The sequence below is a fragment of the Azonexus sp. R2A61 genome, from assembly GCF_021401135.1.
In the GTDB taxonomy this organism is placed as follows: Bacteria; Pseudomonadota; Gammaproteobacteria; order Burkholderiales; family Rhodocyclaceae; genus Azonexus.
The window spans coordinates 853,296-879,626 of the sequence record NZ_JACBFO010000001.1; the positions used below are offsets into that span (position 1 = coordinate 853,296).

The 26,331-nt window shown below is 62.5% G+C and carries 30 protein-coding genes and 1 pseudogene; 16 read left to right on the top strand and 15 right to left on the bottom strand.

Translation table 11 applies throughout. The features are described 5' to 3' along the window. The 5 genes from L0962_RS04210 to L0962_RS04230 form a co-directional block, all read right to left on the bottom strand. Positions 1 to 576: a phasin family protein gene (locus tag L0962_RS04210; protein ID WP_234084543.1), complete on the bottom strand. Its 576-nt coding sequence runs from the start codon at positions 574 to 576 to the stop codon at positions 1 to 3. A gap of 78 nt (positions 577 to 654) precedes the next feature. Continuing rightward, a complete protein-coding gene (locus L0962_RS04215) occupies positions 655 to 1,218 on the bottom strand; it encodes a phasin family protein (protein ID WP_234084545.1) in 564 nt (187 codons plus the stop codon). Between the two features lie 221 nt (positions 1,219 to 1,439). Continuing rightward, positions 1,440 to 2,042 carry a lipopolysaccharide transport periplasmic protein LptA gene (gene lptA, locus L0962_RS04220; protein ID WP_234084547.1) on the bottom strand — a complete coding sequence of 201 codons (603 nt, stop codon included), beginning with the start codon at positions 2,040 to 2,042 and terminating at the stop codon, positions 1,440 to 1,442. Further along, the gene (lptC, locus tag L0962_RS04225; RefSeq protein WP_234084550.1) at positions 2,039 to 2,623 is read right to left on the bottom strand and encodes an LPS export ABC transporter periplasmic protein LptC; all 585 of its coding nucleotides are present in this window, start codon (positions 2,621 to 2,623) and stop codon (positions 2,039 to 2,041) included. The genes lptA and lptC overlap by 4 nt, the downstream gene beginning before the upstream one ends. 37 nt (positions 2,624 to 2,660) lie before the next feature. Beyond that, positions 2,661 to 3,659, bottom strand: coding sequence for an SIS domain-containing protein (locus L0962_RS04230; protein WP_234084552.1), 999 nt, complete (start codon positions 3,657 to 3,659; stop codon positions 2,661 to 2,663). Positions 3,660 to 3,711: 52 nt separating this feature from the next. Here L0962_RS04230 and L0962_RS04235 point away from each other — a divergent pair, with 52 nt between their 5' ends. Then, the gene (locus L0962_RS04235) at positions 3,712 to 5,661 is read left to right on the top strand and encodes a monovalent cation:proton antiporter family protein (RefSeq protein ID WP_234084553.1); all 1,950 of its coding nucleotides are present in this window, start codon (positions 3,712 to 3,714) and stop codon (positions 5,659 to 5,661) included. Here L0962_RS04235 and L0962_RS04240 read toward each other — a convergent pair whose 3' ends face one another. From L0962_RS04240 to L0962_RS04265, 6 genes are all read right to left on the bottom strand, one after another. After that, positions 5,662 to 6,294 carry a prepilin-type N-terminal cleavage/methylation domain-containing protein gene (locus L0962_RS04240; RefSeq protein WP_234084556.1) on the bottom strand — a complete coding sequence of 211 codons (633 nt, stop codon included), beginning with the start codon at positions 6,292 to 6,294 and terminating at the stop codon, positions 5,662 to 5,664. It lies immediately after the preceding gene. A 29-nt stretch (positions 6,295 to 6,323) separates the two neighbouring features. Further along, positions 6,324 to 6,992: a type II secretion system protein gene (locus tag L0962_RS04245; protein ID WP_234084558.1), complete on the bottom strand. Its 669-nt coding sequence runs from the start codon at positions 6,990 to 6,992 to the stop codon at positions 6,324 to 6,326. A gap of 1 nt (position 6,993) precedes the next feature. Further along, positions 6,994 to 8,913: a hypothetical protein gene (locus L0962_RS04250; protein ID WP_234084560.1), complete on the bottom strand. Its 1,920-nt coding sequence runs from the start codon at positions 8,911 to 8,913 to the stop codon at positions 6,994 to 6,996. After that, positions 8,910 to 9,977 (bottom strand): hypothetical protein, encoded by a 1,068-nt coding sequence (locus tag L0962_RS04255; protein ID WP_234084562.1) that lies wholly within the window; start codon positions 9,975 to 9,977, stop codon positions 8,910 to 8,912. Before L0962_RS04255 ends, L0962_RS04250 begins: the two co-directional genes overlap by 4 nt. A gap of 71 nt (positions 9,978 to 10,048) precedes the next feature. Beyond that, the gene (locus L0962_RS04260; RefSeq protein ID WP_234084564.1) at positions 10,049 to 11,239 is read right to left on the bottom strand and encodes a type II secretion system F family protein; all 1,191 of its coding nucleotides are present in this window, start codon (positions 11,237 to 11,239) and stop codon (positions 10,049 to 10,051) included. Positions 11,240 to 11,246: 7 nt separating this feature from the next. Next, complete coding sequence (locus tag L0962_RS04265; RefSeq protein ID WP_367398010.1) at positions 11,247 to 12,731, bottom strand: GspE/PulE family protein; 1,485 nt, start codon at positions 12,729 to 12,731, stop codon at positions 11,247 to 11,249. Positions 12,732 to 12,734: 3 nt separating this feature from the next. On the opposite strand from L0962_RS04265, the gene L0962_RS18275 reads away from it, so the two are divergent. Then, positions 12,735 to 12,875: a hypothetical protein gene (locus tag L0962_RS18275; RefSeq protein ID WP_367398011.1), complete on the top strand. Its 141-nt coding sequence runs from the start codon at positions 12,735 to 12,737 to the stop codon at positions 12,873 to 12,875. A gap of 8 nt (positions 12,876 to 12,883) precedes the next feature. Here L0962_RS18275 and L0962_RS04270 read toward each other — a convergent pair whose 3' ends face one another. Continuing rightward, the gene (locus L0962_RS04270; protein ID WP_234084568.1) at positions 12,884 to 14,371 is read right to left on the bottom strand and encodes a hypothetical protein; all 1,488 of its coding nucleotides are present in this window, start codon (positions 14,369 to 14,371) and stop codon (positions 12,884 to 12,886) included. 213 nt (positions 14,372 to 14,584) lie between these two features. Between L0962_RS04270 and L0962_RS04275 the strand changes: the two genes are divergently transcribed. The 14 genes and pseudogenes from L0962_RS04275 (at position 14,585) to L0962_RS04340 (ending at position 24,406) form a co-directional block, all read left to right on the top strand. After that, positions 14,585 to 15,394, top strand: coding sequence for an ABC transporter ATP-binding protein (locus L0962_RS04275; RefSeq protein WP_234084570.1), 810 nt, complete (start codon positions 14,585 to 14,587; stop codon positions 15,392 to 15,394). Then, on the top strand, positions 15,387 to 16,181 hold the full coding sequence (gene mlaE / locus L0962_RS04280) for a lipid asymmetry maintenance ABC transporter permease subunit MlaE (RefSeq protein WP_234085085.1): 795 nt from the start codon (positions 15,387 to 15,389) through the stop codon (positions 16,179 to 16,181). Before L0962_RS04275 ends, mlaE begins: the two co-directional genes overlap by 8 nt. Beyond that, the gene (mlaD, locus tag L0962_RS04285; RefSeq protein ID WP_234084572.1) at positions 16,178 to 16,648 is read left to right on the top strand and encodes an outer membrane lipid asymmetry maintenance protein MlaD; all 471 of its coding nucleotides are present in this window, start codon (positions 16,178 to 16,180) and stop codon (positions 16,646 to 16,648) included. Before mlaE ends, mlaD begins: the two co-directional genes overlap by 4 nt. Then, entirely contained in the window at positions 16,645 to 17,361 is a 717-nt protein-coding gene (locus L0962_RS04290) for a VacJ family lipoprotein (protein WP_234084574.1), read from the top strand. The genes mlaD and L0962_RS04290 overlap by 4 nt, the downstream gene beginning before the upstream one ends. Before the next feature lie 6 nt (positions 17,362 to 17,367). Next, positions 17,368 to 17,991: a phospholipid-binding protein MlaC gene (locus tag L0962_RS04295; protein ID WP_234084576.1), complete on the top strand. Its 624-nt coding sequence runs from the start codon at positions 17,368 to 17,370 to the stop codon at positions 17,989 to 17,991. After that, positions 17,988 to 18,269 (top strand): lipid asymmetry maintenance protein MlaB, encoded by a 282-nt coding sequence (locus L0962_RS04300; RefSeq protein WP_234084578.1) that lies wholly within the window; start codon positions 17,988 to 17,990, stop codon positions 18,267 to 18,269. Before L0962_RS04295 ends, L0962_RS04300 begins: the two co-directional genes overlap by 4 nt. A gap of 23 nt (positions 18,270 to 18,292) precedes the next feature. Next, positions 18,293 to 18,955: pseudogene (locus L0962_RS04305) on the top strand (ABC transporter ATP-binding protein); the annotation flags it as partial. A gap of 56 nt (positions 18,956 to 19,011) precedes the next feature. Then, positions 19,012 to 19,764 (top strand): ABC transporter permease, encoded by a 753-nt coding sequence (locus tag L0962_RS04310; protein WP_234084580.1) that lies wholly within the window; start codon positions 19,012 to 19,014, stop codon positions 19,762 to 19,764. 4 nt (positions 19,765 to 19,768) lie between these two features. Then, positions 19,769 to 20,011 (top strand): BolA family protein, encoded by a 243-nt coding sequence (locus L0962_RS04315; protein WP_234084582.1) that lies wholly within the window; start codon positions 19,769 to 19,771, stop codon positions 20,009 to 20,011. Then, positions 20,004 to 21,257: a UDP-N-acetylglucosamine 1-carboxyvinyltransferase gene (gene murA, locus L0962_RS04320; RefSeq protein ID WP_234084584.1), complete on the top strand. Its 1,254-nt coding sequence runs from the start codon at positions 20,004 to 20,006 to the stop codon at positions 21,255 to 21,257. Before L0962_RS04315 ends, murA begins: the two co-directional genes overlap by 8 nt. 100 nt (positions 21,258 to 21,357) lie before the next feature. After that, a complete protein-coding gene (hisG, locus tag L0962_RS04325) occupies positions 21,358 to 22,002 on the top strand; it encodes an ATP phosphoribosyltransferase (protein WP_234084586.1) in 645 nt (214 codons plus the stop codon). Continuing rightward, positions 22,003 to 23,307 carry a histidinol dehydrogenase gene (hisD, locus tag L0962_RS04330; RefSeq protein WP_234084588.1) on the top strand — a complete coding sequence of 435 codons (1,305 nt, stop codon included), beginning with the start codon at positions 22,003 to 22,005 and terminating at the stop codon, positions 23,305 to 23,307. It abuts the gene before it with no gap. Positions 23,308 to 23,333: 26 nt separating this feature from the next. After that, a complete protein-coding gene (locus tag L0962_RS04335; protein ID WP_367398012.1) occupies positions 23,334 to 23,891 on the top strand; it encodes a chromate transporter in 558 nt (185 codons plus the stop codon). Beyond that, positions 23,888 to 24,406 (top strand): chromate transporter, encoded by a 519-nt coding sequence (locus L0962_RS04340; protein WP_234084592.1) that lies wholly within the window; start codon positions 23,888 to 23,890, stop codon positions 24,404 to 24,406. Before L0962_RS04335 ends, L0962_RS04340 begins: the two co-directional genes overlap by 4 nt. A gap of 6 nt (positions 24,407 to 24,412) precedes the next feature. Here L0962_RS04340 and L0962_RS04345 read toward each other — a convergent pair whose 3' ends face one another. Genes L0962_RS04345 through hisC form a run of 3 tightly spaced genes read right to left on the bottom strand, consistent with a single transcriptional unit; the run spans position 24,413 to position 26,255 of the window. Then, complete coding sequence (locus tag L0962_RS04345; RefSeq protein ID WP_234084594.1) at positions 24,413 to 24,961, bottom strand: hypothetical protein; 549 nt, start codon at positions 24,959 to 24,961, stop codon at positions 24,413 to 24,415. Then, positions 24,958 to 25,173 carry a hypothetical protein gene (locus tag L0962_RS04350; protein ID WP_234084596.1) on the bottom strand — a complete coding sequence of 72 codons (216 nt, stop codon included), beginning with the start codon at positions 25,171 to 25,173 and terminating at the stop codon, positions 24,958 to 24,960. Before L0962_RS04350 ends, L0962_RS04345 begins: the two co-directional genes overlap by 4 nt. Then, on the bottom strand, positions 25,170 to 26,255 hold the full coding sequence (gene hisC / locus L0962_RS04355) for a histidinol-phosphate transaminase (RefSeq protein WP_234084598.1): 1,086 nt from the start codon (positions 26,253 to 26,255) through the stop codon (positions 25,170 to 25,172). Before hisC ends, L0962_RS04350 begins: the two co-directional genes overlap by 4 nt. Positions 26,256 to 26,331: the final 76 nt, after the last annotated feature.

A 26,331-nucleotide genomic window follows, 5' to 3' on the forward strand; every position in this document is an offset into this window, starting at 1 on the left:
TTACTTGGCAGCGGCCTTCTTGGCGGCAGCGGCCGTCGCGCTCTTGGCCGGAGCCTTGGTCGCGGTCGACTTGGTGGCAACCTGCAGATTGGCTTCGGCGATGTCGGTCAGTTGCTTGGAGACCGAGTTCAGTTGCTCGAAAGCCTGGTTGGAGGCGTTGAGCACCGACTTCAGTGCGGCAGCGAAAACGTCGCCGCCCACGGGAGCCCCGGCGGTCGCCTTTTCAACGATGCCGGCAGTGTTCTTGGCGAAGGTGCCGTATTGCGCTTCGATGACGCTGCTGACTTCCTTCTGGAGTTCGCTGGTCAGTTCGAAAACGTTGCGCGAGTACTCCATCAGCTTTTCCAGGTTCGGCTGGGCCAGATCGCCGTTCAGCTTGGCGACGGAGCCGGCGTCCTTGGCCGACAGGATCTGCTGGGTGTTGCTCAGCGAATTGCTCAGGAAATCGCGGGTTGCGGCGATGTTCAGCGCAGTCAGGCGCTCGATGCCGTTGAAGGCGGCGCGCACGATGGCCAGTGCAACATCGGCGTTGGCTTGCTGGGCGGCGGAAATCTGTTCGAGATTCGGATTGCTCATCGGTTTCTCCTCTGCTTTGGCGTGTCGGGACGGATGAAACAAAACACCCGCCGTGCAGGCGGGTGTCTGGGAGAAGAATTACTTCTTCTTGGCAGCGGCGGCGGTTGCGCCGACAGCCTTGACCGTGGCGTTGGTCGCGGCAGCGACGTTGGCTTCGGTGATTTCGGCAACTTGCTTGGCAGCCTTGTTCAGGTTGTCGAAAGCGGAGTTGGCGGCGGCGATGGCGCTCTTGACGGCGGCAACGGCAACATCGGAACCGGCCGGGGCGGACTTGGCAGCCTTGTCGAGGAGTTCGGAAACCTGCTTCTGGAAGCCGCTGAACTGGGCTTCGATGGTCTTCGACAGCTCTTCCTGAGCCTGGGCGGAGATTTCGTAAACGCTGCGCGAATAGGCGACAGCCTTTTCAACATTCGGTTGGGCCAGCGAAGCCTGGATCGACAGGGCTTCCTGAACGTCCTTGGCACCGAGCAGGGCCTTGGCGCCGGAGACCGAGTCTTCCAGCACGGAGCGGGCGGTGTTCAGGTTCAGGGCAGCGATGCGCTCGGCGGAGGCCAGGGCAGCATTGGCAACGGACAGCAGCGAATCGACGGTCGCCTTGTTGGCGGAGGCGAGTTGTTCGGGGGTGGTGAAATTGACAGCCATGAATATCTCCTCGGTTTGGACAGTGTTACGGATCGGTCGATGCCTACACCCTGCGCGTTAGCCCATCGGCATTGTTGCGCTGCACCATGTTGCTCATTATAGGAAGTGTTGTTGCATTGTCAACAATTATTTTGTGCGGTGCACAAAATAATTTCTTCCAGTAAATCAGCTGCTTGGTTCGGCTGTTTTTTCTGCTGTCCAGTCAGGCCGCGCTTTTTGCACTATTCCTGTGCAGCTGGAGCATTCAGGCTGCCGGCGCCTTTCAGGTCGAGCCGTTCGCCCTTGCCGGCCGGTCTTGTCGGTTCGCTGCCCTTGGTGCGGGGTTGGATGACTGCGCGGACGCGTGGTGTCGGATCGTTCGGCGTGCGTGCCTCGCCGGCTGACACCAGATATTTTTCGCTGATCGCGTCGTACCAGATGTAGTCGCCCTTGACCTCGTCCTCACCGGATTTGACCCAGGCCTTGTGGAACAGTTCGGCAATTTCGCTGTTGCTGTCGTATTCGATCCGTTCGGCACGTCCTTCGACGTAGTCTTCACGCCCTTCGCGTTTCTGGCGCATGTAGGCCAGGCCGTTCTTGCCGGCAAATGCGACGCCCCGCTGGAAGCCGTATTTGTCTTCGGTGATCACGATGCGATCGGCCTTGATCAGGATGGTGCCCTTGGTGATCACGACGTCGCCTTCGAGTATTTGCTGTTTGCGGACATCGTCGATGGAAATCTTGTTTGCTTCGAGCAGCATCGGCTTGTCGCGGTCGGCGCGTTCAGCGTGGGCTGCCGGGACGAGGACGGCGGTAAGAGCGAGAAGGAGGGCGCTTTTTTTCATGGCGTGGCTCGGCTTGGACGGGCGTAAAAGGCACGTACTTTCGACTGCAGTTCGAACGTGGAGGCTTTCTGGTCGAGGCGGGCGCCCACCCCGGTAGCCCAGGATGCCCCCATCGTCATTTCGACCGGGCTGTCGGTGAAAGCGTAGCCCAGTTCAGGCTGGACGGTGAGGTAGGGCATGCGGGCGACCATTTCCGGTCGGTCGGTAGTGGCAGCTCGTGTGATGACCACGTTGTCCCAGAGGAATGCGGTTTCGCCCTGGCTGCTGACCCGGCTGTGGTCGGCTTGGAGGGTCACCTGGGGGGCGTCGGGACGGTAGGCGATCAGATGCGGCGATTCGAGTTCGCTGCTGTCGTCATCCGGGAAATGCACCATGCTGGGGGCGGAAAGGCGGTATTTGAGAAAGCCGGTTTCATCGAAACGCAGGATTTCGATATTCCTGCCGCGTGCATCGGGCTCGTGCCTGACCACCCGTTCAACTGTCGAACTCGCACCTTCGACGGTGGCTTGCAGCCAGAAGGTCAGCGCGGCCAACGCACCGAGCAGAGCAAGCGGATAGATCTGGCCGGCACTGATTTTCATCGGCCGCTCCGGGCGGTGGCGTGGAGATGCCGATGCATCAGATCACCTTGGCGGAGAACAGGTCGTGCATGTTCAGCGCACCGGCCAGACGGCCTTCCGCATCGGTGACCAGCAGGGCATTGATGCGCAGCCGTTCCATCATTTCCACGGCTTCGACGGCGAGGCGCTCGGGTTCGATGGTGCGTGGGGCGGGGTGCATCACTGCCGCAATGCGCTGTCGGAGCAGGTCGGTGCCTTGTTCCAGGCAGCGCCGCAGATCGCCGTCCGTGAAAATGCCGGTTGGCCGTTGTTCGGCATCGATGATGGCGACCAGGCCGAGCCCCCCTTGCGACATGGCGACCAGGGCGTCGCCGACCAGGGTATCGGAACTGACCGCCGGCACACGTTCTCCGTCGCGCATGACGTCACGGACGTGGGTGAGCAGGCGACGGCCGAGCGAACCACCGGGATGCGAACGGGCAAAATCTTCGGCGCCGAAGCCGCGGGCATCCAGCAGCGCAACCGCCAGGGCATCGCCGAGCGCCAGGGCTGCGGTCGTGCTGGCGGTCGGGGCGAGATTGAGCGGGCACGCTTCCTGGGCAACTCCCGCATCCAGATGCACGTTGGCTTCGCGGGCCAGGCTTGAGCCGGGAACGCCGGTCATGGCAATGATGCGCGCGCCCTGACGCTTCAGTGGCGGCAGGATGCGCAGGATTTCCTCGGATTCTCCCGAATTGGAGAGTGCCAGCAGCACATCGTCGCGGGTGATCATGCCGAGATCGCCGTGACTGGCTTCGGCCGGGTGAACAAAATAGGCCGGTGTGCCCGTGCTGGCCATGGTGGCAGCGATCTTCCGTGCGACGTGTCCCGATTTGCCCATGCCGCTGACGATCAGCCGGCCATTGCTGCTCAGGATGAGTTCAACGGCTGCACAGAAGTCGCCATTGAGCCTGTCCTTCAGCGCAGCCACCGCCGACGCTTCGATGGCGAGCGTCTGTCTGCCCAGCGCCAGTGCGCGTTCCGACGAAAAAGAGTGGGGCTTCGAGCTTGGGGTCATGGCGAGGCTACGGTTATGATGGGAAGAGTATACCCGACAATCAAAACCTGCCTTGAGCGCGCTCCCCCTCGTCCTTTTGCTCCTCGGTGCCTCCGTGCTTGCCGTGGTTGTCTTTCGTCGCTTCAATCTGCCGCCGGTGCTCGGTTATCTGGCGGTTGGCAGCATCATCGGGCCGCATGCGCTGAACCTGATGTCCGATCTCCACAATGTGGAGTATCTGGCGGAGTTCGGTGTCGTGTTCCTGATGTTCTCGATCGGACTCGAGTTTTCCCTGCCCAAGCTTTATGCGATGAAGCGCATCGTTTTCGGTCTGGGATTGCTGCAAGTGGTGGTGACGCTGTTGGTCACGCTTGGCTTGAGCCTGTCGCTCGGGATCACCTGGCAGATCGGGATCGCGCTGGGTGCCGTTTTCGCGATGTCGTCGACCGCGGTGCTGAGCAAATTGCTGGCCGAGCGCATGGCACTGGATACGGTGCATGGCCGCGAAGTGATCGGCGTGCTGTTGTTCCAGGATCTGGCGGTGGTACCGCTGCTGGTCCTGCTGCCTTCGCTAACGCAACCGCCGGAAAAGCTGGCGGCCCTGATGGGGGTCGCTTTGCTCAAGGCGGTGGTTGTGCTGGCGGTCATCCTGGTTTTTGGTCAGCGCCTGATGCGCAAGTGGTTCTATCTGGTCGCCCGCGCCAAGTCTTCCGAAGTGTTCGTGCTCAACGTACTGCTGATCACGCTGGGGCTGGCAACGGTCACCGAACTGGCCGGTCTTTCGCTGGCCCTGGGGGCTTTCGTCGCCGGCATGCTGATATCGGAGACCGAATACCGTCTGCAAGTGGAGGAGGACATCAAGCCATTCCGCGACGTGTTGATGGGGCTTTTCTTCGTGACCATCGGCATCAAGCTCGACATGCATATCCTGATCGGCCTGTGGTGGCAGGTACTCCTGTTGCTCGCCGCGCTGCTGCTGATCAAGGCCTTGATCGTCGGTTTTCTGTCGTGGCGGCTGGGGGGCACGGCCGGCAATGCCATCCGCTCGGCCCTGTGGTTGTGTGCCGGCGGGGAATTCGGCTTCGTGTTGCTCGACGTGATCAACATGCCGCGTTCGGTGACCCAGGTGGCGCTGACGGCACTGGTGTTGTCGATGCTGCTGGCGCCTTTCATCGTGCAGTACAGCGAGCGTCTGGTGATGCGTTTTGTGGCCAGCGAGTGGTTGATGCGGTCGATGCAGCTGACCCAGATTGCGGCCCAGTCGATGGCTTCCGAGAAGCATGCGATCCTGTGCGGTTTCGGTCGCAACGGTCAATATCTCGCCCGCTTCCTGGCGCAGGAAGGGGTGCAGAGCATTGCACTGGACCTCGATCCGGATCGGGTACGCGAAGCGGCGGCCGGGGGCGAGAGCGTGGTTTTTGGCGATGCCGGGCGCAAGGAGGCGTTGATGGCGGCGGGGCTGATGCGCGCCAGTGTGGTGATTGTGACGATGAGCGATACGCCGCTGGCCGAGAAAGTCCTGCACCACGTCCAGTCGATCCGTCCCGACTTGCCCGTGGTCGTTCGTACGGTCGACGAGAAGGACATGGCAAAACTGGCCAAGGCCGGGGCGGCCGAGGTTGTGCCGGAAATGCTCGAAGCCAGCCTGATGCTGGCTTCGCATGCGCTGGCGCTGGTTGGCATACCGATGAACCGCGTGTTGAAGCGGATCCGTCAGGTACGTACCCAGCGCTATCGATTGCTGCGCGGTTTTTATCGCGGCCTGTCGGATCGCGACGAGGATGAGGATCGGCAGCCACGGTTGCATTCGATCTGGCTGACGCCGGGGGCGGCGGGGATCGGTCGCAAGCTTTCCGAGCTGAATCTCGATCAGCTCGGCTGCGAAGTCAGCGCAATCCGGCGGCGCGGCATCCGGGCCCTGGAGCCGGCACCGGAAACGGCGCTGGCCGAGGGTGATGTCGTCGTCCTGCTCGGCGAGCCGGCCGCGGTGGCGGCTGCCGAGGATCGCTTGCTCAAACGTTGATCAGACCGGTTTGCACAGGGTGAACAAGGCCTTGCCGTCGTCGGTGTAGGCGGTGATGGCCGTGTCCAGATCCGGCGTGTTGGCGGCACTTTGAGAGAAACCGCGAATCGTGCCGGCATCCGGCTTGCCGTCGTCCAGCTGGGCGTCGATGGCGTTGGCGACGGCCGCCGGCAACTCCGTGGCGCAGACAGACATCCCCGGAATCAGGGTGCCGGCGGCATTCTTCAGGTCGCTCTGCACGCCGAGAATGCCGCCGGCGGCATTCAACGGAAGGGTGGTGGCATTGGCGTCGCCGCTGACGAAGCCGGCGCGTCGCAAGTGGCGCCACAGGATGTTCGATTCGTCCGTGGTCGTTGTCGAATTGAAGTCGCCGCCGACTGCGCCGTTACCGTTACCTTTTGCGATGCCGGCCCAGCGGCCGTCTGCCTTGTCATCGTCGCCCGGTAGCGCCTTGTAACGGTCGCGGTAACCGAGCACGGCAACGGAAATGCTGTCCAGTTCCTTGGCGATACTGCGAATTTTTCCCTGATTGATCATCTCCTGGCCTTTCAGGACGCCGCCGAGCAGCAGGCCGATGATGATCAGGACGATGGCGATTTCGATCAGGGTGAAGCCGCGATGCTTGCGTTGCATGATGCACTCCTTGTCGCTGGTGGGTGAAATCAGGGCAGGCGTCCGGCTTCGATCAGCCGGAGCTTGAGAACGCTGGGGATCGGCCAGCTTAGGCGGTCGTCGTAGCTGTCGTCGGGCAGGCGGTCGACGAAGTTCAGGTCGGCGTCGGCATTCTCGGCTTCGTCGGGGTCGCCGGCCGGACTGCGTTGTCCGGAGGCGCGGTAACCGCCGAGACCGTTCGGGCCGTGGCTAACGATCACACAAGGCAGACTGTCGGCCAGCTTGTTGCCGGCGCTGGCGCTCGGGCGGACCACGGCATTGCCGGTGCTGTCCAGGGTGAAGCCGGCGAGCGCGCCGGCTGCCGGCAAGGCCGTGAAAGCAGCCCGGGCGTAGTAGGTGAAACGTTGTCCCCAGGGATCCAGTTCGCGCAGGTTCAGCGTGCGCCAGGGCATGACGCCGTGCTCCAGGCGGCAGTCCTCGAAACCGGCTTCGGCGATGTCGGTCGCCAGTTGCGGTGGCGCCGGGCAGGGCAGGCGGCCCTGGGTGGCGGCGAAGCCGTAGAGGCTGTCGACGATTTCCTGTAGGCGTTCGGCGATCCGCTGGTCGTCGCTGATTCGTTGTCTGGCCTGCAGCGAGCCGAGCAGGCTGCTGGTCAGAAAGCCGACGATGACCAGCACGATGGCCATTTCGATCAGCGAAAATCCGTTGTCCGGGCGCACGTCAGTAAGCCAGCCGGTCGTTGATGCCGGTGCCGCTGCCGGCAAGTGTGAAGCGCGGGAGCGGCCGTTGGGCATCGCCGTTGCGCGAAGCGTCGGCGTTGATTTCTTCCAGATAATCGGCAACTGCGGTCGACGGGCGCTGCTGTCCGTTTTTTGGCGGTCCGGCGACGATGACCAGCCGCTCGAGACGGTCGCGTCCGCCGGCTTCGATCGGTGGGCCGCCGCCGGCGATCTGGTAAAAGACCTGCGCGTGCCAGGCATTACTTTGCCACCAGCCGGAAAGCGCCGGATCGAGGAAATCGCAGCGTGCCGATGCCCAGGCCAGCGGCCAGGCGGCGGCTGGCTGAGCGATCGCCGTTTCGCTCAGGGCAAGCAGGCCGGCGGAGAACTGGGCACTTTGCTCGCGGACGGCCTGCAGCGCGGCCGAGAGTTCCGAGCTGCTCGTCGGTGTCGGTTTCGATTGCCAGGCGGCGAGTTTGTCGAGTGCCTGGTTTTTGCCCAGAATCAGCGTGCTCAGGGTGTTCGCCAGCTGACTGTTCAGCGCGGCTTCGCTGGCTGCGGTCGACGCCTGGCTGACGACGATTTTTGCCAGTTCAAGGGTGTCGACCGCAACGGCGCCGATGGCGTTGGCGTAGGGAACGATGGCTTGCTGCAGAGGCCGTGGTTCGGCCAGATCCTGCGCTGCGAAGCGTTGGCTGGCGGCATTCAGCGAGCTGGCGAGCGTCCTGGTCCGGTTCCGCGTGCTGCCTGGCGTTTCGTGTCTGCCCTGACGGACGGCTTGCCAGACCAGGGCGTCGAAACCGAGCCGGTCGATGGCATCGTCGAGCGCCTCGAGGCGCTCCTGCAATACGGCGGAATCCTGGCTGATTGCACTCCCTTCGCTACGGGCGATCCGGTCGTTGGCCACCGCCTTGGCGACGGTGTCCACCAGGCGCTGGCCGGCATTGTCCAGATCGCCCCCGATACGGGACATTTCCCGGGCTGCGCGTTGCAGTCCGTCGGCGAAGTTTCGGCCATAGGCAGCGATTTCGGCCTGCTGCTCAAGCGCTGTCCGCATTGACGGTGCATCTGTCCGTAACTGCAGGTCGGTGGCGAGCAACTTGCCGGCGATCTGCTGCATTTCCTGACGGATGTTGTCCCGGGGCTGGGTCTGCGGCAGGTGTCCAAAGCGTCGTTCGTGTTGCCCCTGCCGAGCCGGATTGCCCGGAGCCGCCGGCCATGGCACTTGGCCGGCGATCACCTGGTGACTGTCGAGACAACGCAGGACTTCGTTGGCGGTACGCTGCCCGGCTGCAGCCATCACCTCGTCGAGACGGATCGGCAGGACGAGGTCGTTACCGGCGCCTTGCAGGAAGCTCAGGCCGCCGTTGTCGATCAACCGGTGTTCGACATAGTCGCCAGGGTTTAGCGATGGCCTTTGTTGCCCCGACAGCGGGCTGCCCGGGGCGACCAGCAGGGCAGCGACGTCGCCGAATCCCTCCAGGTGCAGGCCGCTGCGGGTTTCGCCGTTGATCGGTGCCGCGCTGTCGTCATCGCGCAATCCCGGTGCGATGACATACCAGAGCATTTCTCCGGCCGTGTCGCGGGGCGGTGGCATGTTGAGCGTCACCCAGGGGAGCCAGCCAATGACGCTCGGACACTGGTTGCGGGTCAGCATGTCGGCCTTGCCGTCGCCGGGGCGATTGGCCAGGCCGCTGCTGTCGGTGGCGAGATCGGGGCAGGGCAGGCTGCCTGGCCGGTTGTCGTCGGTGGCGGCTCGGGCAATAAGGGCCGCCTTGGCAGCCTTCAGGATGTGCATTTGCCGGTTGTCGTTGCGGATTTTCGCTGGCTCGTGCAGGACGAGCCCCAGGCCGCCGGAAAACAACGCTGCGCTGACCAGCAATAGGGCCGCGCCTTGCTGACGGTGGCGGTTCGGGATCATTGCGAAAGCTCCCGAGGGGCGATCTGCAAGCTGCCGGGCGGGAGCAGGGGGGCGTGCAAGGAATCGCCTACGCGCAACTCGTCGGAAACCTGCCGGCTTTCGACATCGTCGATCCACAGCACGCGACGCTTGTCCGGGAAACGGATTTCACCTTGGAAGCGCGGAGAGGCTTGAGGGCCCGGTTCTTTGTCTTCAACGACCGCAGGCGGCACAGGGAGGCGCGCTAGCTTGGCTTCTCCGGCAGGCGGAGGGGAAAGGGGCTGAGGAGCGACGTGGGGAGTTTCGGGGGGCGCGAAGCGATGAACGAGTAGGCCGCCCGATAGGAGCGCGCCGAGCGAAAGCAGGGTTATCCAGTGCTGCCGGGGAGGCCTGGCGGACTCTTCCGGCGAGGCAAAGTGCGGTACGGGCCATTTGCGATCGGATAAGGACAGCAGCGGGCCGGTGCAGTCCGCAAGCGCAAGCACTTTTTCGATCTCCGGGGCCCCGTCGCAGTGGTTCGTCTGATCGCCATCGATCAGCCAGTATCCTTTGCCCGGCAGTCTCAGCATGTCTGCGTATTGTCCCGCGAGGTACAGCGCTTCGCTGAGCCCCGCGGGCTCCGGTTGATTGACGATTTGGCGATGCAGAACCAGTCCGTGATCGACCAGCGTCAGTTGCAAGCTTTGCCGGTGGCGGCTGAAAATCAGGCCGGTGGCTTTTTTCGGGAGCAGGAGAGGAAGTAGCTGACAGTCGATGTGCAGGCTATGCAACTTGCCCGACGCGTCGAGGATGGTGCTTAGCCATGCGGAAGACTCGGCGTCCATGCTTAATGCGGCAAGAAGTGCCCTGTGCCTGTATTCGGCTGGAAGAAATATCAAATGGCGGCAGTCCGGAAAACGCTTGCGGCAATGCGCCTGTGCCAGCTGTCGTTTCAGTCGTGGCGACAGTTCCGGGGGAAGTTGTTCCAGGGCCAGTGCAAGCGTAGCGTCGTGAGTGACCAGACGAGGATGGCGAAGCCCGTTTTGTCTGGCGAACTCGCGAAAACCGGTATGTCCTTCGGGGGTGGCGGGGAATTCGACCAGCATCCGTGCCTTGCCGGCATTCCATGCCCAGGCCTGGAGTGTCGAGCTTTCCAGCAGGAGCCGTATCGAGTGCTTCACCGGACGGCCCCTCCCACGATTTCGTACACCGGTTGCAGTGTCGCTGTCATGATCCAGCCCAGTAGAAGGCCGATGCACAGGGTCAGGGCAGGTTCGATGGCGGCTTGCAGACGGGCCGTTGTCCGTTCGCTTTCCTCGCTGCAGCGGCGAGCATATAGAATCAATGTGTTATCGAGTTCGCCGGTGCTTTCGCCGATGCTGACGGCGCGGATCAGCGAAGCTGGATAGAGCCGGTCGGCAGCCATGGCGTTGCTTAAATTCAGACCCGACAAGACGGCGTTTTCCAGCGACTGGATGTTCGCGCGCAATGCGGCGTTTGGGATGGAGTTGCCAATCTGCCGCAAGGCATCGTTGAGCGGGATGCCGGCTGCGTACATCAGCGACAGCAGCTCGGCGAACAATGTGGTCTGCTGTTTGAACAGCAGCTTTCCGATGCCGGGCAGATTCAGGGCGGCGCGCGAAACGGTCAGTCTCAGCACAGGAGAGTGTTTCAGGGCGATACCTGCCATCATCGGTATGACGACCAGGCCGGCCAGTACTCCCGGCCAGCTGGCCTCCAGAAAGTCGGCGATCGAGAAGAGTGCACGACTGTGCCAGGGTAATCGAATGCCGAGACTATTCAGGAACAGGCGGATCTGCGGGACTACGGCAAACATCAGGAAACCGCTGGCGGCGAGGACCATGCCGGCCGCCAATGTGGGTTTGAGCAGCAGGGTTCGCAACTTGGCCATTTCCCGATCTGTTCGCCTTAGCGTGTCGGCCAGTCGAAGCAGTATTTCGTCGAGTCGTCCGCTGTATTCCCCGGCGGCGATGATGCCGATGGCGTCTCCGGAAAAGGCGCGAGGAAATTCACCGAGCGCGCCTGAAAGCGATTGGCCTCCGGCAATCCTGTGCCCCAGCTCGGCGGCGAATCTGCCCAGGCTAGGGATGTCGGCTTCTTGGGACAGATCGTGGAGCGCTTGTTGAAGCGGAATGCCGCTTTTCAGCAGATGTCCGGTCTGTTGGCAGAAATCGGCTCGTTCCGCCCGCGACAGTCGGATCGGACGGGGTGGCAGTGCCGGTCTGGCAGACAATATTTCCGCCCCCTGGTCGCGCAACTCCTGAGCCAGCAGAGAACGGCTTGCTGCCGACCTGATGCCGCGAATCAGTTGCTGTTCGTTGTCCAGGGCGATGAAGCGGTAGTGCATCTCCGGTTTACTCCGCCAGGCCAATCACTCGCCCGATCTCTGCGAAAGTGCTCAAACCCTGGCGGATCATCGCGAGGGCTGCCAGATGCATTGGCAGATAGGCTTCGCCCAGGGCTTGCACACGCACCTGCGGCAGCGTTGCACCGGTTCCGATCAGGTCGTCGAGTGCCGGGGTGATCCGTAGCACTTCCGACAGAGCCAGGCGACCACGATAGCCCTTGCCTCCGCATTCGTGACAGCCTTTTGCCTCATAGGTCTGTTCCTGATGCAGCAGGGCTCGCTCCCTGGCGTTGCATTCGCGAAGCTGACGACAGTTCGGGCAAAGTCGTCGTATCAGGCGTTGGGCGACGATCCCGGACAGGCAGCCTTGCAGCCGAAGTCCGTCGAGACCCAGTTCGTTGAGCCGATTCAGCGCGCTCAAGGCATCTCCTGCGTGCAGGGTGGCCAGTACCCGGTGGCCGGTGAGTGCTGCCCGGATTCCCATTTGGGCGGTCTCCGGATCGCGGATTTCGCCGATCAGCATGATGTCTGGATCCTGGCGAAGCATTGAACGGATGCCACCTGCGAAATCCATTTTCAGGCTGTCCGACAGCGATGTCTGGCGAATGCCTGGCAAAGGATATTCGACCGGATCTTCGAGCGTCATGATGTTCACGGCGTCGCTGTCGAGACGTTTGATCACTGAATACAACGTTGTGGTCTTGCCGCTGCCGGTCGGGCCACAAACAAGCAGCAATCCGTCCGGACGTTCGAGAATCTGCAGCAGTGAGGCCAGCGCGGGGCTCGGCATGCCAAGTTTTTCGAGCGGGACGATCCCTTTGTGCCGGTCCAGGATGCGCAGCACGATGTTTTCGCCGTTGACAGTGGGTTGGCTGGCGACGCGCAGGTCGATCTCCCGGCCGTTGACACGTATGCCGATCCGCCCATCCTGAGGTGCTCTCGACTCGGCGATGTTCATCCCGGCGAGCACCTTGATCCTCCCGCACAGTTGTGGCCAGCAGGATTTCGGCAGAACGCGAATGGTCTGCATCAGTCCGTCGATACGATAACGAAGGCGCAGGCTGTTCGCTTCCGGTTCGAGGTGCAGGTCGGACGCCTGACGGCGGACGGCATCATTGAGCAGGGCATCGGCGAGGCGAATTGCCGGACCTTCGCGCAGACGCCCGGATGAATTCGTCGGCAGGTCGAGTTCGGCGACGATTTCATCGATCGACAGTTGGTGCCCGTAGATTTTTTCCTGACCACGGGCGACTTCGCCCGGGCTGGCCAGTAGCAGGTCGATCTGATAGCCGCCGAGCAATTGCCTGATTTCGTCGATGTGCGGCAGGGCCTGGGTTTCCGAAATCGCCAGTTCCAGTCTTTTGGCGACCGGGTCATGGCGGACCGGCAGGCAGGCCAGGCGGCGGGCAAGTGCTTCGGGAATCGCCGGATTCGCGGTGTCAACCGGGATCTCCCGGGGTAAACGGCGCATGCCGTGCTGTTCGGCCAGCACGTCGTGAATCGTCTCGTCGGAGAGAAAGGAAAAATCGTGAAGTATCCGGCCGAGCGGGCGGTGTTTCTTGTTCTGCTCATGCAGGGCAATGCGCAATTGATCCTCATTGATCAGCTTGCGCTCAATCAGTTGCTTGCCGAGTAGTCCGGGTCTCATGGCGCCCCCTCGCTTTGCCGGTTGCCTTGCTGGTGACCCGGGATGCGCCGGGCATGGGCTGGCGGATGAAGAAAGCTCTCGCCCGGCAAGGTGTCGGCGAGGTGCGCGTAATCGCTGCGGATATCCGGGTCGATAACGGCAACGGGCCGCAGGAAAATGACGAGTTCGGTCTTGCGGCTCTGGTTGTTCCGGTTGGTGAACAATTCGCCTGCCACGGGGATGTCGCCCAGCGCGGGCAAACGGTTTGTCCGGAAATCGACGCGCTCTTCCATCAGTCCGCCAAGCACGGCGATCTGCCCGTTGGCGACGCGCATGACCGATTCGATTTCCCGGGTGCGGATCACGGGAACCAGGTTTTCTATGCCGTTCTTGCGCAAGTCGGGGTTCGGGTCGGCGATTTCCCTGCCGATGCTGGTGATCGTCGGTCGCACGTTGAGTACCACACTGTAATCGGCAGCGATCTGGGGGGTGACGCCCATGACCAGGCCGACCGCCACCGTCTGCGGCGTCGTCGAATAGGTGACGGTGGTGCCAACATTGGCCGTCGTCGTCGTGTCTGCCTTGACCGAGAAATAGACGTAGTTCTCGACGACTTTCAGTAGCGCTGTCTGGTTGTTCAGCACGGAAAGCCGCGGGCTGGAAAGCACGCGGGCGGTTCCGTAGCTGTCGAGCAGGCTGATCAGGGCGCTGGGATTGGCATTCCGGTTGTAGCGCAGGTTGACCGCACCTTTCAGGGAGTTTCCCGAATACTCGATCAGCCCGCTACGCATCAACCCGCTCCAGTCGATGCCTTGTTCGTGGCCTTCGCTGAGCGAAACTTCGACGATTGTCGCTTCGATCAGCACTTGTCTTCTGACGGCGCTTTCCGCCTGCCCGATCAGTTGTTGCAGTTGGTGGTGCTGGGCCTGCGTGGCAAATGCGGAGACCAGGCCGGCTTCCGGATTGACGATCAGATACGGGGCTTGTCCGTCGCCATCGGTTTTTGGGGTTTGCTCCTTGCCGAGCGCCTTGCTAAGTGCCTTTTCGATGTTTTCCCAGAAATGGTGCTGGCTGTTGTTTTCGATACGGGTGGTGGACTGGTTGGGAATGCTGCCTTGCATGGCGGCGGCGCCGATCTGCATGCTGTTCGAGATGGAGCCTTGCACCTTGCGCGACTGGTTCAGATAGTTGATCGGGTAGTGCTTGAGGTAAGGGGTGTCGGGGGTGACACGAAGGCTGTCCTCGTGCAATTCGATGCGCATGGGAATCTGCCTGCTCAGTCTGGCAAGAATGGCGTCAAGTGGCTGGTCGACCGCATTGAGCGTCACCCTGCCGTCGAGTTCGGGCGCAATGTCGAGATTCAGGCGTGCGTCCCGTGCCAGTGCAAACAGCAGATCGCGCACGTTGACCTGGTTGACCGTGACGCTGAGACGAAGCGTCGGTAGGGCCGGTGTCTTGACCAGCGGTGCGGTTTCCTCGGCGATGGGCGTTGCGGTTTCGTTCATTTGCGTTTGCGCTGTCAAATGATGTGCAGGGATGGGTGGCGGCGGATGGCCGGCACAGGCGGTCAGGAGAAGGAGGGAAAACGACAGGTGTTGTTTCATGACAATGGGTTAACAATAACCCCAATTAATCTATTTGTCATTAATTGAGGTTCTTCGCCCCAGCGGTGCTTCTGGTAAACTGCGCCGACTCTTTCATCCGTGGGGAACAGGCTTTTGGCCGAGGACATCCTGGTCGACATCGAAGACCTCTGCTTCGACTATGACGGGCGACCCGTGCTGCAAGGAATCAACATGAGGATTCCGCGTGGCAAGGTGGTGGCCATCATGGGGGGGTCGGGGTGCGGCAAGACCACCTTGTTGCGCTGCATCGGTGGCCAGTTGCGTCCCACCGGCGGGAGCGTTCGCCTGGAGAATCACCAGGTCTGCCGGATGTCCGAGCGCGAGTTGTACGGTTTGCGCCGGCGGATGGGGATGCTTTTCCAGTTCGGCGCGCTGTTTACCGACATGTCGGTTTTCGACAACGTGGCTTTCCCCCTGCGCGAGCACACCGACCTCGGCGAGGCCATGATCCGCGATCTGGTGTTGATGAAGCTGGAGGCCGTCGGTCTGCGCGGTGCCAGCGGATTGATGCCGGGTGAGCTGTCGGGGGGTATGGCCCGGCGGGTTGCCCTGGCTCGCGCGGTGGCACTCGATCCGATGCTGATCATGTACGACGAGCCGTTCACCGGGCTGGACCCGATTGCGCTGGGGGTCATCGGGCGTTTGATCCGGACCCTGAACGACGCACTGGGGGGGACTTCGATCATGGTCACGCACGATGTTCAGGAATCGCTACAGATCGTCGATTACATTTATTTCCTGAACGGCGGCAAAGTGGTTGCCGAAGGTTCTCCGGATGAAATTCGCCGTTCCACCGATCCTTTCGTTCACCAGTTCGTCCATGCGGAAGCGGACGGTCCAGTTCATTTCGATTATCCGGCAGTTTCCGTCATGGACGATTTTCTTGGGGAACGCCGTGCGTAATCCGCTTGATGTCATCCGTCTGCTTGGGCATGCCGTCGTCGAGCGTATCTGGCGTCTGGGGTTTGCCGCGCGTTTCTTCTTTGCCATCCTGCGCCATTCCGGTACCGCGTTCCGGCGCCTGCCGTTGACCATCCGCGAAATCTACTTCAGCGGCGTGCTGTCGCTGCTCATCATTCTGGTTTCGGGGACCTTCGTTGGTCTGGTTCTCGGCTTGCAGGGATATGAAACGCTGCAACGCTATGGTTCGACCGAGGCGCTGGGCATTCTCGTCGCGTTGTCGCTGGTTCGCGAACTGGGGCCGGTCGTGGCCGGTCTGCTGTTCGCCTCCCGGGCCGGCTCTTCGATTACTGCCGAAATCGGTTTGATGAAGGCGACCGAACAGTTGAAGGCGATGGACATGATGGCGGTCAACCCGTTGGCACGCGTCGTGGCGCCGCGTTTCTGGGGGGGGGTCATCTCAATGCCGTTGCTGGCCGCGATGTTCTCGGCGATGGGGGTGTTTGGCGGTTGGCTGATTGGCGTTGTCTTCATCGGGGTCGACGATGGTGCATTCTGGTCGCAGATGCAGTCCAGCGTCGATTTTCGCTATGACATTGTGAATGGCATCATCAAAAGTGTCGTCTTCGGTTTCGCGGTCTCCTTGATTGCGGTGTTCGAAGGCTATGATTCGGTGCCGACGGCCGAGGGCGTCTCCCGGGCGATTACCCGAACCGTGGTCTCATCGGCAATGACCATCCTTGCGCTCGATTTTCTCCTGACTTCGTTCATGTTCCGGGGTACTTCATGAATCGTACCGTTCTCGACCTGTGGGTCGGCTTCTTCGTCGCTCTTGGCATTGCCGCCGTGTTGTTTTTGGCACTCAAGGTCGGCAATCTGTCTTCGGCGCAGTTGTCCGAAACTTACGTGCTGCAAGCCAAGTTTGATAACATCGGCGGACTGAAAGTGCGTGGCCCGGTGAAAAGTGCGGGAGTTCTGGTCGGACGTATTGCTGACATCCGTTTTGATCCGCAGAGTTACGAGGCTGTCGTGACGATGAACATCGACGGTCGCTACCGCTTTCCGAGGGATACTTTCGCGTCGATCTATACCGCTGGCTTGCTCGGGGAGCAGTACGTCGGACTCGATGTGGGTGGGGATGAAAAAATGCTGCAGCCGGGCGAGACGATCAACAAAACGCAATCGGCGGTGGTGCTGGAAAAACTGATCAGCCAGTTCCTTTTCAACAAGGCGGCTGAAGGACAGGACAGTAAATGACAGGCATGTTCGGAAAATTGGCTTGCCGGCTGCTGGGCGGGGCCGCTCTGATGGCGATGGCGGGGGGCGTGATGGCCGAGGGCAATCCGCGCGACCCTTACGAAGGTTTCAATCGCTCGATGTTCGCGGTCAACGAAGCGCTGGACAAATATGCCACTCGACCCGTCGCGCAGGCCTACGATGCCACGGTGCCTTTGCCGATGAAGGCCGGTGTCGGCAATTTTTTCGGTAATGTTGGTGATCTTTGGGTCGGCGCCAACAGCTTGATGCAAGGCAAGGTTGGTGATGCCGGCAGCGATTTCGGTCGGTTGCTGATCAATTCGACGGTCGGCATCTTCGGTCTGTTCGATGTTGCCAGCGAACTGGGCCTTGAGCGTCATGACGAGGACTTCGGCCAGACCATGGCGGTCTGGGGGGTTGGCGATGGCCCGTTCGTATTCCTGCCGGTGATCGGTCCGCGCACGACGCGGGATACCGCGGGCTGGGCCGTTGATTTCTTTGCGGCTGATCCGGTTGCCTATTTCCGTCCGGTCGGCGTACGCAACAGTGCGGTTGTGCTGCGTTTCGTCGATATCCGGGCCAGCTTGCTGCCGGCCGATAAAATCGTCGAAGAAGCCGCGCTGGATAAATACGCCTATCTGCGTGATGCCTACCTGCAGCGTCGCCGCAACCAGATTTACGACGGCATGCCGCCGCGTCGTGACGATTTCTGATTTCCCATGAAAAAGCTTTTTGCATTGTTGTTTGCCGGTTGCCTTGCCTTGTCTGCCATTGCACAGGAGGCGCCGGATGCTATGGTCAAGCGGGTCAGCGAAGAGGTGCTGGAGACCATCCGCAAGGACAAGGAAATTCAGGGTGGCAACACCCAGAAGGTCATCGCGTTGGCCAACAGCAAGGTATTGCCGTATTTCGATTTCTCACGGATGACCGCGCTGGCGGTCGGCAAGGACTGGCGGCGGGCAGACGCCGATCAGAAGAAGCGCCTGGCCGACGAGTTTCGTAACCTGCTGGTGCGTACCTACGCCAACGCGCTGAGCAGCTACAGCAACCAGAAGATTGTCTTCAAGCCGTTCCGCATGAATCCCGGCGACAGCGAGGTGTTGGTCCGAACCGAAGTGATTCAGCCCGGGGCGAAGCCGGTTCAGATTGATTACAACCTGGAATTGCAGGATGGCGCCTGGAAGGTGTTCGATGTGGTGGTGGCGGGCATCAGCCTGGTGACCAACTACCGGGAGCAGTTCGCGCAGGAAGTCCGTGCAGGTGGGATCGATGGCCTGATTGCCAGCATCGCGGCCAAGAACAAGTCGCTGGATGCAGGGCAGGGCAAATCGTCGGCAAAATGATCGAGACCGTTGATGGTGGCCTGCGCGTGACGGTGCCGATGGTGACCGGCAACGCTCGTCGTCTGCAGGAAGCGGGAGCGGCGGTCATCGTCGGCCAGCCCCTGTTGGTCGATTTGTCGGCAGTGCCGACGGCCGATTCCTCGGCGATCGCCGTGATGCTTGCCTGGCTCCGTACGGCACGCTCCTTGCGGTCGACACTCCGTTTCACCGGAATTCCGGCTGCGGTACTCTCGCTGGCAAAGCTTTACGGTGTGTACGATCTGTTGCCGCAAGCCTGATTGGTCGCCCCGACTCCTCGCTCATGCTGCCAGCCGTTTCCTTTTTTCGTGTTGCCAAGAACTTTGGTGCCCTGAGGGCGCTTGACGAGGTCTCGCTGGATATCGCGCAAGGTGAGTTTTTCGGCCTGCTCGGTCCGAACGGTGCCGGCAAGACGACGCTGATTTCTTCGCTGGCCGGTCTGTGCCGGCCGGATAGTGGACATATCCGGGTACTCGATCACGATGTTGTAAGCGATTTCCGCGCCGCCCGTCGGGCGCTCGGGGTGGTGCCGCAGGAACTGGTGTTCGATCCTTTTTTCAGCGTTCGCGAAACGCTGCGCATTCAGTCCGGTTACTTCGGCATTCGCCGCAATGATGACTGGATTGATGAAATTCTCGCCAACCTCGATCTGACGGGCAAGGCCGATGACAACATGCGGCGGCTTTCGGGGGGGATGAAGCGGCGGGTGCTGGTTGCCCAGGCATTGGTACACAAGCCGCCGGTGATTGTGCTCGATGAGCCGACGGCCGGCGTGGATGTCGAGCTGCGACAGGGCTTGTGGCAATTCATCCGGCGCCTGAATCGTGAGGGGCATACGATCATTCTGACCACGCATTATCTCGAAGAGGCGGAAGCGATGTGCCAGCGCATCGCGCTGATGAAGCAGGGGCGTGTCGTGGCGCTCGATACCACCGCCAATCTGATGGCCGCCCATCCGGGGGCGAGCATCGAAGAAGTGTTCATCCGGACGGTTAACGCGGGATGATCGGTTTCTGGACGCTGTTCTACAAGGAGGTGCTGCGTTTCTGGAAGGTTGCCTTCCAGACGGTTGCCGCGCCGGTGTTGACCGCCTTGCTCTACCTCCTGATTTTCGGTCATGTGCTGGACGATCGCGTGCTGGTGCATGGCGTGCGCTACACCAGCTTCCTGATTCCAGGATTGATCATGATGCAGGTGATGCAGAACGCCTTCGCCAATTCGTCATCCAGCCTGATCCAGGCCAAGATCACCGGTTCCATCGTCTTCGTGCTGCTGCCGCCGATACCCTATGGTGCTTTTTTTGCAGCCTACGTACTGGCTGCCGTGCTTCGCGGGTTGATGGTTGGCGTCGGCGTGTTGCTGGCGACGGTCTGGTTTGTCGAACTGCAGGCCGAAGCACCGGGCTGGATTTTGCTGTTTGCGGCGTTGAGCGGCGCCCTGTTTGCTGCACTTGGCATGATCGCCGGCATCTGGGTCGAGAAGTTCGACCAACTGGCGGCCTTCCAGAATTTTCTGATCATGCCGCTGACCATGTTGTCGGGCGTCTTCTATTCGATTCACACGTTGCCCGCATTCTGGCAAGGGCTGTCGCATTACAATCCCGTCTTTTACATGATAGACGGCTTCCGCTATGGCTTTTTCGGCGTCTCCGACGTGCCGCCGCAAATCAGCCTGCTGGTCGTCGTCGTTTGCCTTTTGGCCATCTCCCTGCTGACCTTGCATCTGCTCAAGCGCGGCTGGAAACTGAGAACCTGAGAACATGCATCCCGATCAGATCAAGCAACTCATCCTCGCCGGCATGGCCTGCGACTACCTGGAACTCGATGGCGATGGCCAGCACTTCCAGGCCATCGTGGTCAGTACCGAATTTGCCGGCAAAAATCGTGTCCAGCGTCAGCAACATGTTTACCGGGTGCTGCAGGAGAAACTGGCGACCGGCGAGTTGCATGCGATTTCCTTCAAGACGCTGACCCCCGAAGAATGGAGTGTGCAACGTGGATAAGCTGTTGATTCAGGGCGGGGCTCGCCTGAACGGCGAAGTTGCCATTTCCGGCGCCAAGAATGCTGCGTTGCCGATTCTCTGTGCGTCCCTGTTGTCGGCCGATCCGCTCGAACTGACGAATGTGCCGCATCTCAACGACATTTCGACGATGCTGCGCCTGCTCGGCGACATGGGCATCGGTGTCACGCTGGACGGCGTCGACGGCTTGTCGCTCGACGGTCGCGGCTTGAACAATCCGGTGGCGTCGTACGAGATGGTCAAGACCATGCGCGCGTCCATCCTGGTGCTCGGGCCGTTGGTTGCCCGTTGCGGCGAAGCCCGGGTGTCCTTGCCCGGCGGTTGTGCAATCGGTGCCCGGCCAGTCGATCAGCACATCAAGGGCCTGCAGGCAATGGGGGCGGAGGTGACCGTCGAGGCCGGCTATGTGCATGCCCGAGCCAAGCGCCTGAAAGGCGCGCGCATCTGCACCGACATGGTGACCGTGACCGGCACCGAGAACCTGATGATGGCGGCCTGCCTGGCCGATGGCGAAACGATCATCGAAAATGCCGCCCGCGAGCCGGAAGTGGTCGATCTGGCCAATTGCCTGGTATCCATGGGGGCCCGCATCTCCGGAGCCGGCACCGACGTCATCCGCATTCAGGGTGTCGAGCGCCTGCACGGCGCACGGCATGCGATCATGCCCGACCGCATCGAAACCGGTACCTATCTGTGTGCGGCGGCGGTCACTGGCGGTGACATCCGGCTGACCCGGACGTCGGCCGCTTATCTCGATAGTGTCGTGGATAAACTGCTGGATGCCGGTTGCGAGGTTGGCGTCGAGCGCGATGCAATCCGCCTGCAGGCACCGACCCGCGTCAAGGCCGTCAGTTTGCGCACGGCACCTTACCCGGCCTTTCCCACCGACATGCAGGCCCAGTTCATGGCGATGAACTGTGTTGCCGATGGCGTGGCAACGATTCGTGAGACGATTTTCGAAAATCGCTTCATGCACGTCAATGAACTGATGCGCCTGGGGGCCAACATCCAGATCGAAGGCAACAATGCCGTCGTACGCGGTGTCGACCGCCTGCAGGGCGCCACGGTGATGGCGACCGATCTGCGCGCCTCGGCCTCGTTGATCATCGCCGGCCTGGTCGCCCAGGGCGAGACCTTGATCGATCGCATTTACCACCTCGATCGCGGCTATGAACGCATCGAGGAAAAGCTGGCGGCGCTCGGTGCCAACGTGCGCCGCGTCCGCTGATCCGATTCCGCCGGCCGGGGCCGATCAGCGCTTCCCCGGCCGGCGCAAGGCGCGGGGCGCTTTGCGGTAAAATCCTGCTTTTAATCGCGAGACGAATGCCGTGACCGGTATCACCATTGCCCTGTCCAAGGGCCGCATCTTCGACGAAACCCTGCCGCTGCTTGCCGCCGCCGGCATCGTGCCGAAGGAAAACCCGGAAACTTCCCGCAAGCTGATCATCGACACCAATCAGCCGGACGTCCGCGTCGTCATCGTCCGCGCCACCGACGTGCCGACCTACGTCCAGTACGGCGCGGCCGACATCGGCGTCGCCGGCAAGGACGTGCTGATTGAGCACGGCGGCGACGGCCTCTACGCGCCGCTCGACCTGAACATTGCCAAGTGCCGGATGATGGTCGCCGTGCCGGAAGGTTTCGACTACGCCAATGCGGTGCGTCAGGGCGCCCGGCTCAAGGTGGCCTCGAAGTACATCAAGACGGCGCGCGAGCACTTTGCCGCCAAGGGCGTGCACGTCGACCTGATCAAGCTCTACGGTTCGATGGAACTGGCGCCGCTGGCCGGGCTGGCCGACGCCATCGTCGACCTGGTGTCGACCGGCGGCACGCTGAAGGCCAACAAGCTGGTCGCCGTCGAGCACATCGTCGACATTTCCTCGCGCCTGGTGGTCAACCAGGCGGCGCTCAAGGTCAAGCGCGAAATCCTGCAGCCGATCATCGACGCCTTCGCGCAGGCGGTGGAGAAGTAAATGACGATAGCCATCCAGCGTTTGTCCACGGTCGACGCCGATTTTGCGGCGAAATTGAAGACGCTGCTCGCCTTCGAGGCGGCTGCCGACGACAACATCGAACGCACCGTCGCCGGCATCCTGGCTGATGTGAAAGCGCGCGGCGACGCTGCCGTGGTCGACTACAGCAACCGCTTCGACCGCCTTTCCGCTGCCTCGATGGCCGACCTCGAACTGTCGCGCGACGAACTGGAAAAGGCGCTCGCCGGCCTGCCCGCCGACCGCCGCACCGCGCTCGAAGCCGCTGCCCGGCGCGTGCGTGCCTACCACGAGAAGCAGAAGCTCGACGGCTGGTCCTACACCGAGGCCGACGGTACCCTGCTCGGTCAGATGATTACGCCGCTCGACCGCGTCGGCCTCTACGTGCCGGGCGGCAAGGCGGCTTATCCGTCGTCGGTGCTGATGAACGCGATTCCGGCCAAGGTCGCCGGCGTCAAGGAACTGATCATGGTCGTGCCGACGCCGGGCGGCGAGCACAACCAACTGGTGCTGGCGGCAGCCTGCCTGGCCGGTGTCGACCGCGTGTTCACCATCGGCGGTGCGCAGGCGGTCGGCGCGCTGGCCTACGGCACCGAAAGCGTGCCGCAGGTGGACAAGATCGTCGGCCCGGGCAATGCCTACGTGGCGACGGCCAAGCGCCGCGTGTTCGGCATCGTCGGCATCGACATGGTCGCCGGCCCGTCGGAAATCCTGGTCGTCTCGGACGGTACCGGCAATCCGGACTGGGTGGCGATGGACCTGTTCTCGCAGGCCGAGCACGACGAACTGGCGCAATCGATCCTGATCTGCACCGACGCCGCCTTCATCGAGCGCGTCCAGGCGAGCATCGAAAAGCTGCTGCCGACGATGCCGCGCCAGGAAGTGATCCGCACCTCGCTGAGCAACCGCGGCGCCTTCATCCTGGTGCGCGATATGGAAGAAGCGGTGGCGATCGCCAACCGCGTCGCGCCGGAACACCTCGAACTGGCGCTCGACAACCCGGACCCGTGGGTCGAGAAGATCCACCACGCCGGGGCGATTTTCATCGGCCACTACACCTCGGAATCGCTCGGCGACTACTGCGCCGGGCCGAACCACGTGCTGCCGACCTCCGGCTCGGCGCGCTTTTCGTCGCCGTTGGGCGTCTACGATTTCCAGAAGCGGACCAGCCTGATCAAGGTATCGCCGGCCGGCGCGCAGACGCTGGGCCGCATCGCGTCCACGCTGGCGCAGGGCGAAGGGCTGCCGGCACACGCCAAGTCGGCCGAGTTCCGGTTGGCCGACTGATTTTTCGGCAAATTCTGCGGTCGACCGTGGAAAATTCACAAAATCCCCCGCGCCCGGATCTCCGGGCGCTTTTTTTCGGTTTTGCGGCAGTCGGCATTTCGGGCTTCGGCGGCGTGTTGCCTTTTGCCCGGCGCATGCTGGTCGAGCAGCGTGGCTGGCTATCCGCCGAGGAATTCAACGCCCAACTCGGCCTCTGCCAGTTCCTGCCCGGGCCGAACGTGGTGAACCTGTCGATCGTCGTCGGCAAGCGCTTCCACGGCTGGCGTGGCGCCATCGTCGCACCGCTCGGCATGCTGCTGGCACCGATGCTGGTCGTTCTGCTGCTCGGCATGGCTTACGACCGCTGGGGGCAGTTGCCGCTGGCCCAGGACATGTTGCGCGGTGTCGCCGCTGCCGGTTGTGGCTTGCTGTTCGCGATGGCCTGGCGGATGGGCGCGGCGCTGCGCGACAAGCTGTTTTTCCTGCCGTTTACCGGGTTGACCGTGCTCGCCATCGCCTGGCTGCGCTGGCCGATGCCGGCAGTGATGCTGGGCGGGCTGGCGGCCGCCGGCGCCGTGGCCTGGTGGCGTCTGGGGCGGGCATGATCGTCGTCCAGCTCTTCCTCGAATTCACGCTGCTTTCCTTCATCGCCTTCGGCGGTGCTACGGCCTTGCTGCCGGAAATGCACCGGGTCGTCGTCGATCAGCATCACTGGCTGGACGCCACCACGTTCACGCATCTCTATGCCATTGCCCAGGCGGCGCCCGGACCGAACGTGCTGGTCGTGACGCTGATCGGCTGGGAAATCGCCGGCTTGGCCGGTGCGCTGGCGACGACGCTGGCGATGTGCCTGCCGATGAGCGTGCTGATCTACCTGCTGATTGATCGCTGGGACAGTTTCGCCGGCCGCCGCTGGCAGCAGGCGGTCAGCCTCGGCGTGGCGCCGCTGGCGGTCGGTCTGGTCTTTTCGGGCGCGACGCTGATTGCCCGGTCGGCCGGTCTCGGCTGGGCCGGAGTGGTCCTGATCGCGGTCGTCGTGCTGGGTAATCTGAAGACTGCCTGGCATCCGCTGTGGTTCATCGCCGGCGGCGCCTTGCTCGGCGGGCTCGGCCTGATCTGAGTCGGGTCAGCGACGGCCGGTCGGCCTGGTCGATAGTTCGACGAGGAAAGGGAATTCGCGGTCGGCGCGTTCGCGGATCGACAGGTCCGGACCGACGGCTTCGGCAAGCCGGCGGCGCAGGGCGTCCAGGTCGACGGCCTCGCAGCGCAGGTCAGCGATCACCGCACCGGCGTCTTCATACACGGGAAAGTCGGTGCATCCCGTCGGTTTCAGCGGTTGGTCATAGATGCTGCAGCCGCGCGGACCGAGGTAGGCCGGACAGGGCTTGCTGTGGACGTAGTAGCGGCCGTTGGCGGCACGAATCTCGACCGGCTCGCCGCTGCTTGCCAACTGGCGGTCGAAACTCTGGCGCGGTTGGTCGATCCGCCACAGCGTGCGGACCTGCGGCCAGTCCAGATCGAGTACCAGCTTGTCGAGCCGGCAGCACGGGCTGGCGCAAGCCGGGCAGTGCGGGATGACGCTGTCCGCCTGGTAGGCCGCGGCCGCGGCGGCCAGCCTGGCGGCGGTTGTCGGCGGCCGGCGGCCGGCCTTGGTCGGGGGCGGCGGGCGACTCACGGCGACGGGTAGGGGTTTTCCAGTTGCTCGATGAGCTCCAGGAAGACTGCCCGGATCTGGCTTTCCTCGCATTCCATCAGCAGCGCATCCTCGAAGGCATCCTGGGCGATCTGGCGCAGTTCGGCGAGGTTCTCGCGCAACACCTTGATCTTCTCGGTGCAGGCGACGATGCTCCCGTCGGGGCGGCGCCAGACGATCTCTTCATCGCTCATGCGAGGATTTCCCGCAAGGCGTTGCCGAGCGCCCGGCATTCGTCGTCGCTGCCGATGGTGATGCGCAGGAACTGGTCGACGCGCGGCAGCTTGAAGTGGCGGACGATGATGCCGCGCTGGCGCAGCAAGCCAGCCAGTTCGCCGGCATCGCGTTGCGGATGGCGGGCGAAGATGAAGTTGGCCGCCGATGGCAGCACTTCGAAGCCGAGCCCGGCGAGGTCGGTACTCAGTGTCTCGCGGCTGGCGACGACGGCGGCGCAGCAGTGCCGGAAGTAAGCTTCGTCCTCGATCGCGGCTACCGCGCCGACGATGGCCAGGCGGTCGAGCGGATAGGAATTGAAGCTGTTCTTGACCCGCTCCAGCGCTTCGATCAGATCGGCGTGGCCAACTGCAAAGCCGACACGCAGGCCGGCCAGCGAGCGCGATTTGGAGAGCGTGTGGATGACCAGCAGATTGTCGTGGCACCGGGTCAGCGGAATGGCCGTTTCGCCACCGAAATCGATGTAGGCCTCGTCGACCACGACGATGCAGTCCGAGTTGGCGGCAGCGATGCGCTCGATGGCGTCGAGCGCGAGCAGGCAGCCGGTCGGGGCATTCGGATTGGGGAAAATGATGCCGCCGATTTTTCCGTTCGGGCCGCGTTGACCGCAATAATCGGCCGGATCGATCGAGAAGTCGGCCGCCAGCGGTACGGCGACGTGGTCGACGCCGTAGAGCCCGCAATACACCGGGTAGAAACTGTAGGTGATGTCCGGGAAGAGGATCGGCGCGTCGTGCTTGAGCAGGGCCTGGAAAGCGTGCGCCAGAACCTCGTCCGAACCGTTGCCGACGAAGACTTCGCGCGTCGTCACGCCGTGGCGGGCGGCGATTGCCTGTTTGAGCCGGTCGGCGTTGGGGTCCGGGTAAAGGCGCAGGCGGGCGCCATCGTCGCCGAGCTCGGCGCGGATCGCCTCGACCACCCGCGGCGACGGCGGGAAGGGATGCTCGTTGGTGTTGAGCTTGATCAGGTTGGCGATCTTGGGCTGCTCGCCCGGGACGTAGGGGGTGAGGTCGCGGGCGACCTGGCTCCAGAAGCGGCTCATCGGGAATTCACGGAGGGCGTAAAAACAGGACGAAATGGTATCATGCCCCTCCGTTTCAACGTTCTGGCGGCGCCTT

What these genes read in the sequence shown, in the direction of transcription:
- L0962_RS04210 (WP_234084543.1), bottom strand. Translation starts at nt 576, where the DNA reads ATGAGCAATCCGAATCTCGAACAGATTTCCGCCGCCCAGCAAGCCAAC.
- L0962_RS04215 (WP_234084545.1), bottom strand. Translation starts at nt 1,218, where the DNA reads ATGGCTGTCAATTTCACCACCCCCGAACAACTCGCCTCCGCCAACAAG.
- lptA (WP_234084547.1), bottom strand. Translation starts at nt 2,042, where the DNA reads ATGAAAAAAAGCGCCCTCCTTCTCGCTCTTACCGCCGTCCTCGTCCCG.
- lptC (WP_234084550.1), bottom strand. Translation starts at nt 2,623, where the DNA reads ATGAAAATCAGTGCCGGCCAGATCTATCCGCTTGCTCTGCTCGGTGCG.
- L0962_RS04230 (WP_234084552.1), bottom strand. Translation starts at nt 3,659, where the DNA reads ATGACCCCAAGCTCGAAGCCCCACTCTTTTTCGTCGGAACGCGCACTG.
- L0962_RS04240 (WP_234084556.1), bottom strand. Translation starts at nt 6,294, where the DNA reads ATGCAACGCAAGCATCGCGGCTTCACCCTGATCGAAATCGCCATCGTC.
- L0962_RS04250 (WP_234084560.1), bottom strand. Translation starts at nt 8,913, where the DNA reads ATGATCCCGAACCGCCACCGTCAGCAAGGCGCGGCCCTATTGCTGGTC.
- L0962_RS04255 (WP_234084562.1), bottom strand. Translation starts at nt 9,977, where the DNA reads ATGCTGGTCGAATTCCCCGCCACCCCCGAAGGACATACCGGTTTTCGC.
- L0962_RS04260 (WP_234084564.1), bottom strand. Translation starts at nt 11,239, where the DNA reads ATGCACTACCGCTTCATCGCCCTGGACAACGAACAGCAACTGATTCGC.
- L0962_RS04270 (WP_234084568.1), bottom strand. Translation starts at nt 14,371, where the DNA reads ATGAACGAAACCGCAACGCCCATCGCCGAGGAAACCGCACCGCTGGTC.
- mlaD (WP_234084572.1), top strand. Translation starts at nt 16,178, where the DNA reads ATGAATCGTACCGTTCTCGACCTGTGGGTCGGCTTCTTCGTCGCTCTT.
- L0962_RS04290 (WP_234084574.1), top strand. Translation starts at nt 16,645, where the DNA reads ATGACAGGCATGTTCGGAAAATTGGCTTGCCGGCTGCTGGGCGGGGCC.
- L0962_RS04295 (WP_234084576.1), top strand. Translation starts at nt 17,368, where the DNA reads ATGAAAAAGCTTTTTGCATTGTTGTTTGCCGGTTGCCTTGCCTTGTCT.
- L0962_RS04300 (WP_234084578.1), top strand. Translation starts at nt 17,988, where the DNA reads ATGATCGAGACCGTTGATGGTGGCCTGCGCGTGACGGTGCCGATGGTG.
- L0962_RS04310 (WP_234084580.1), top strand. Translation starts at nt 19,012, where the DNA reads ATGATCGGTTTCTGGACGCTGTTCTACAAGGAGGTGCTGCGTTTCTGG.
- L0962_RS04315 (WP_234084582.1), top strand. Translation starts at nt 19,769, where the DNA reads ATGCATCCCGATCAGATCAAGCAACTCATCCTCGCCGGCATGGCCTGC.
- hisD (WP_234084588.1), top strand. Translation starts at nt 22,003, where the DNA reads ATGACGATAGCCATCCAGCGTTTGTCCACGGTCGACGCCGATTTTGCG.
- L0962_RS04340 (WP_234084592.1), top strand. Translation starts at nt 23,888, where the DNA reads ATGATCGTCGTCCAGCTCTTCCTCGAATTCACGCTGCTTTCCTTCATC.
- L0962_RS04350 (WP_234084596.1), bottom strand. Translation starts at nt 25,173, where the DNA reads ATGAGCGATGAAGAGATCGTCTGGCGCCGCCCCGACGGGAGCATCGTC.
- hisC (WP_234084598.1), bottom strand. Translation starts at nt 26,255, where the DNA reads ATGAGCCGCTTCTGGAGCCAGGTCGCCCGCGACCTCACCCCCTACGTC.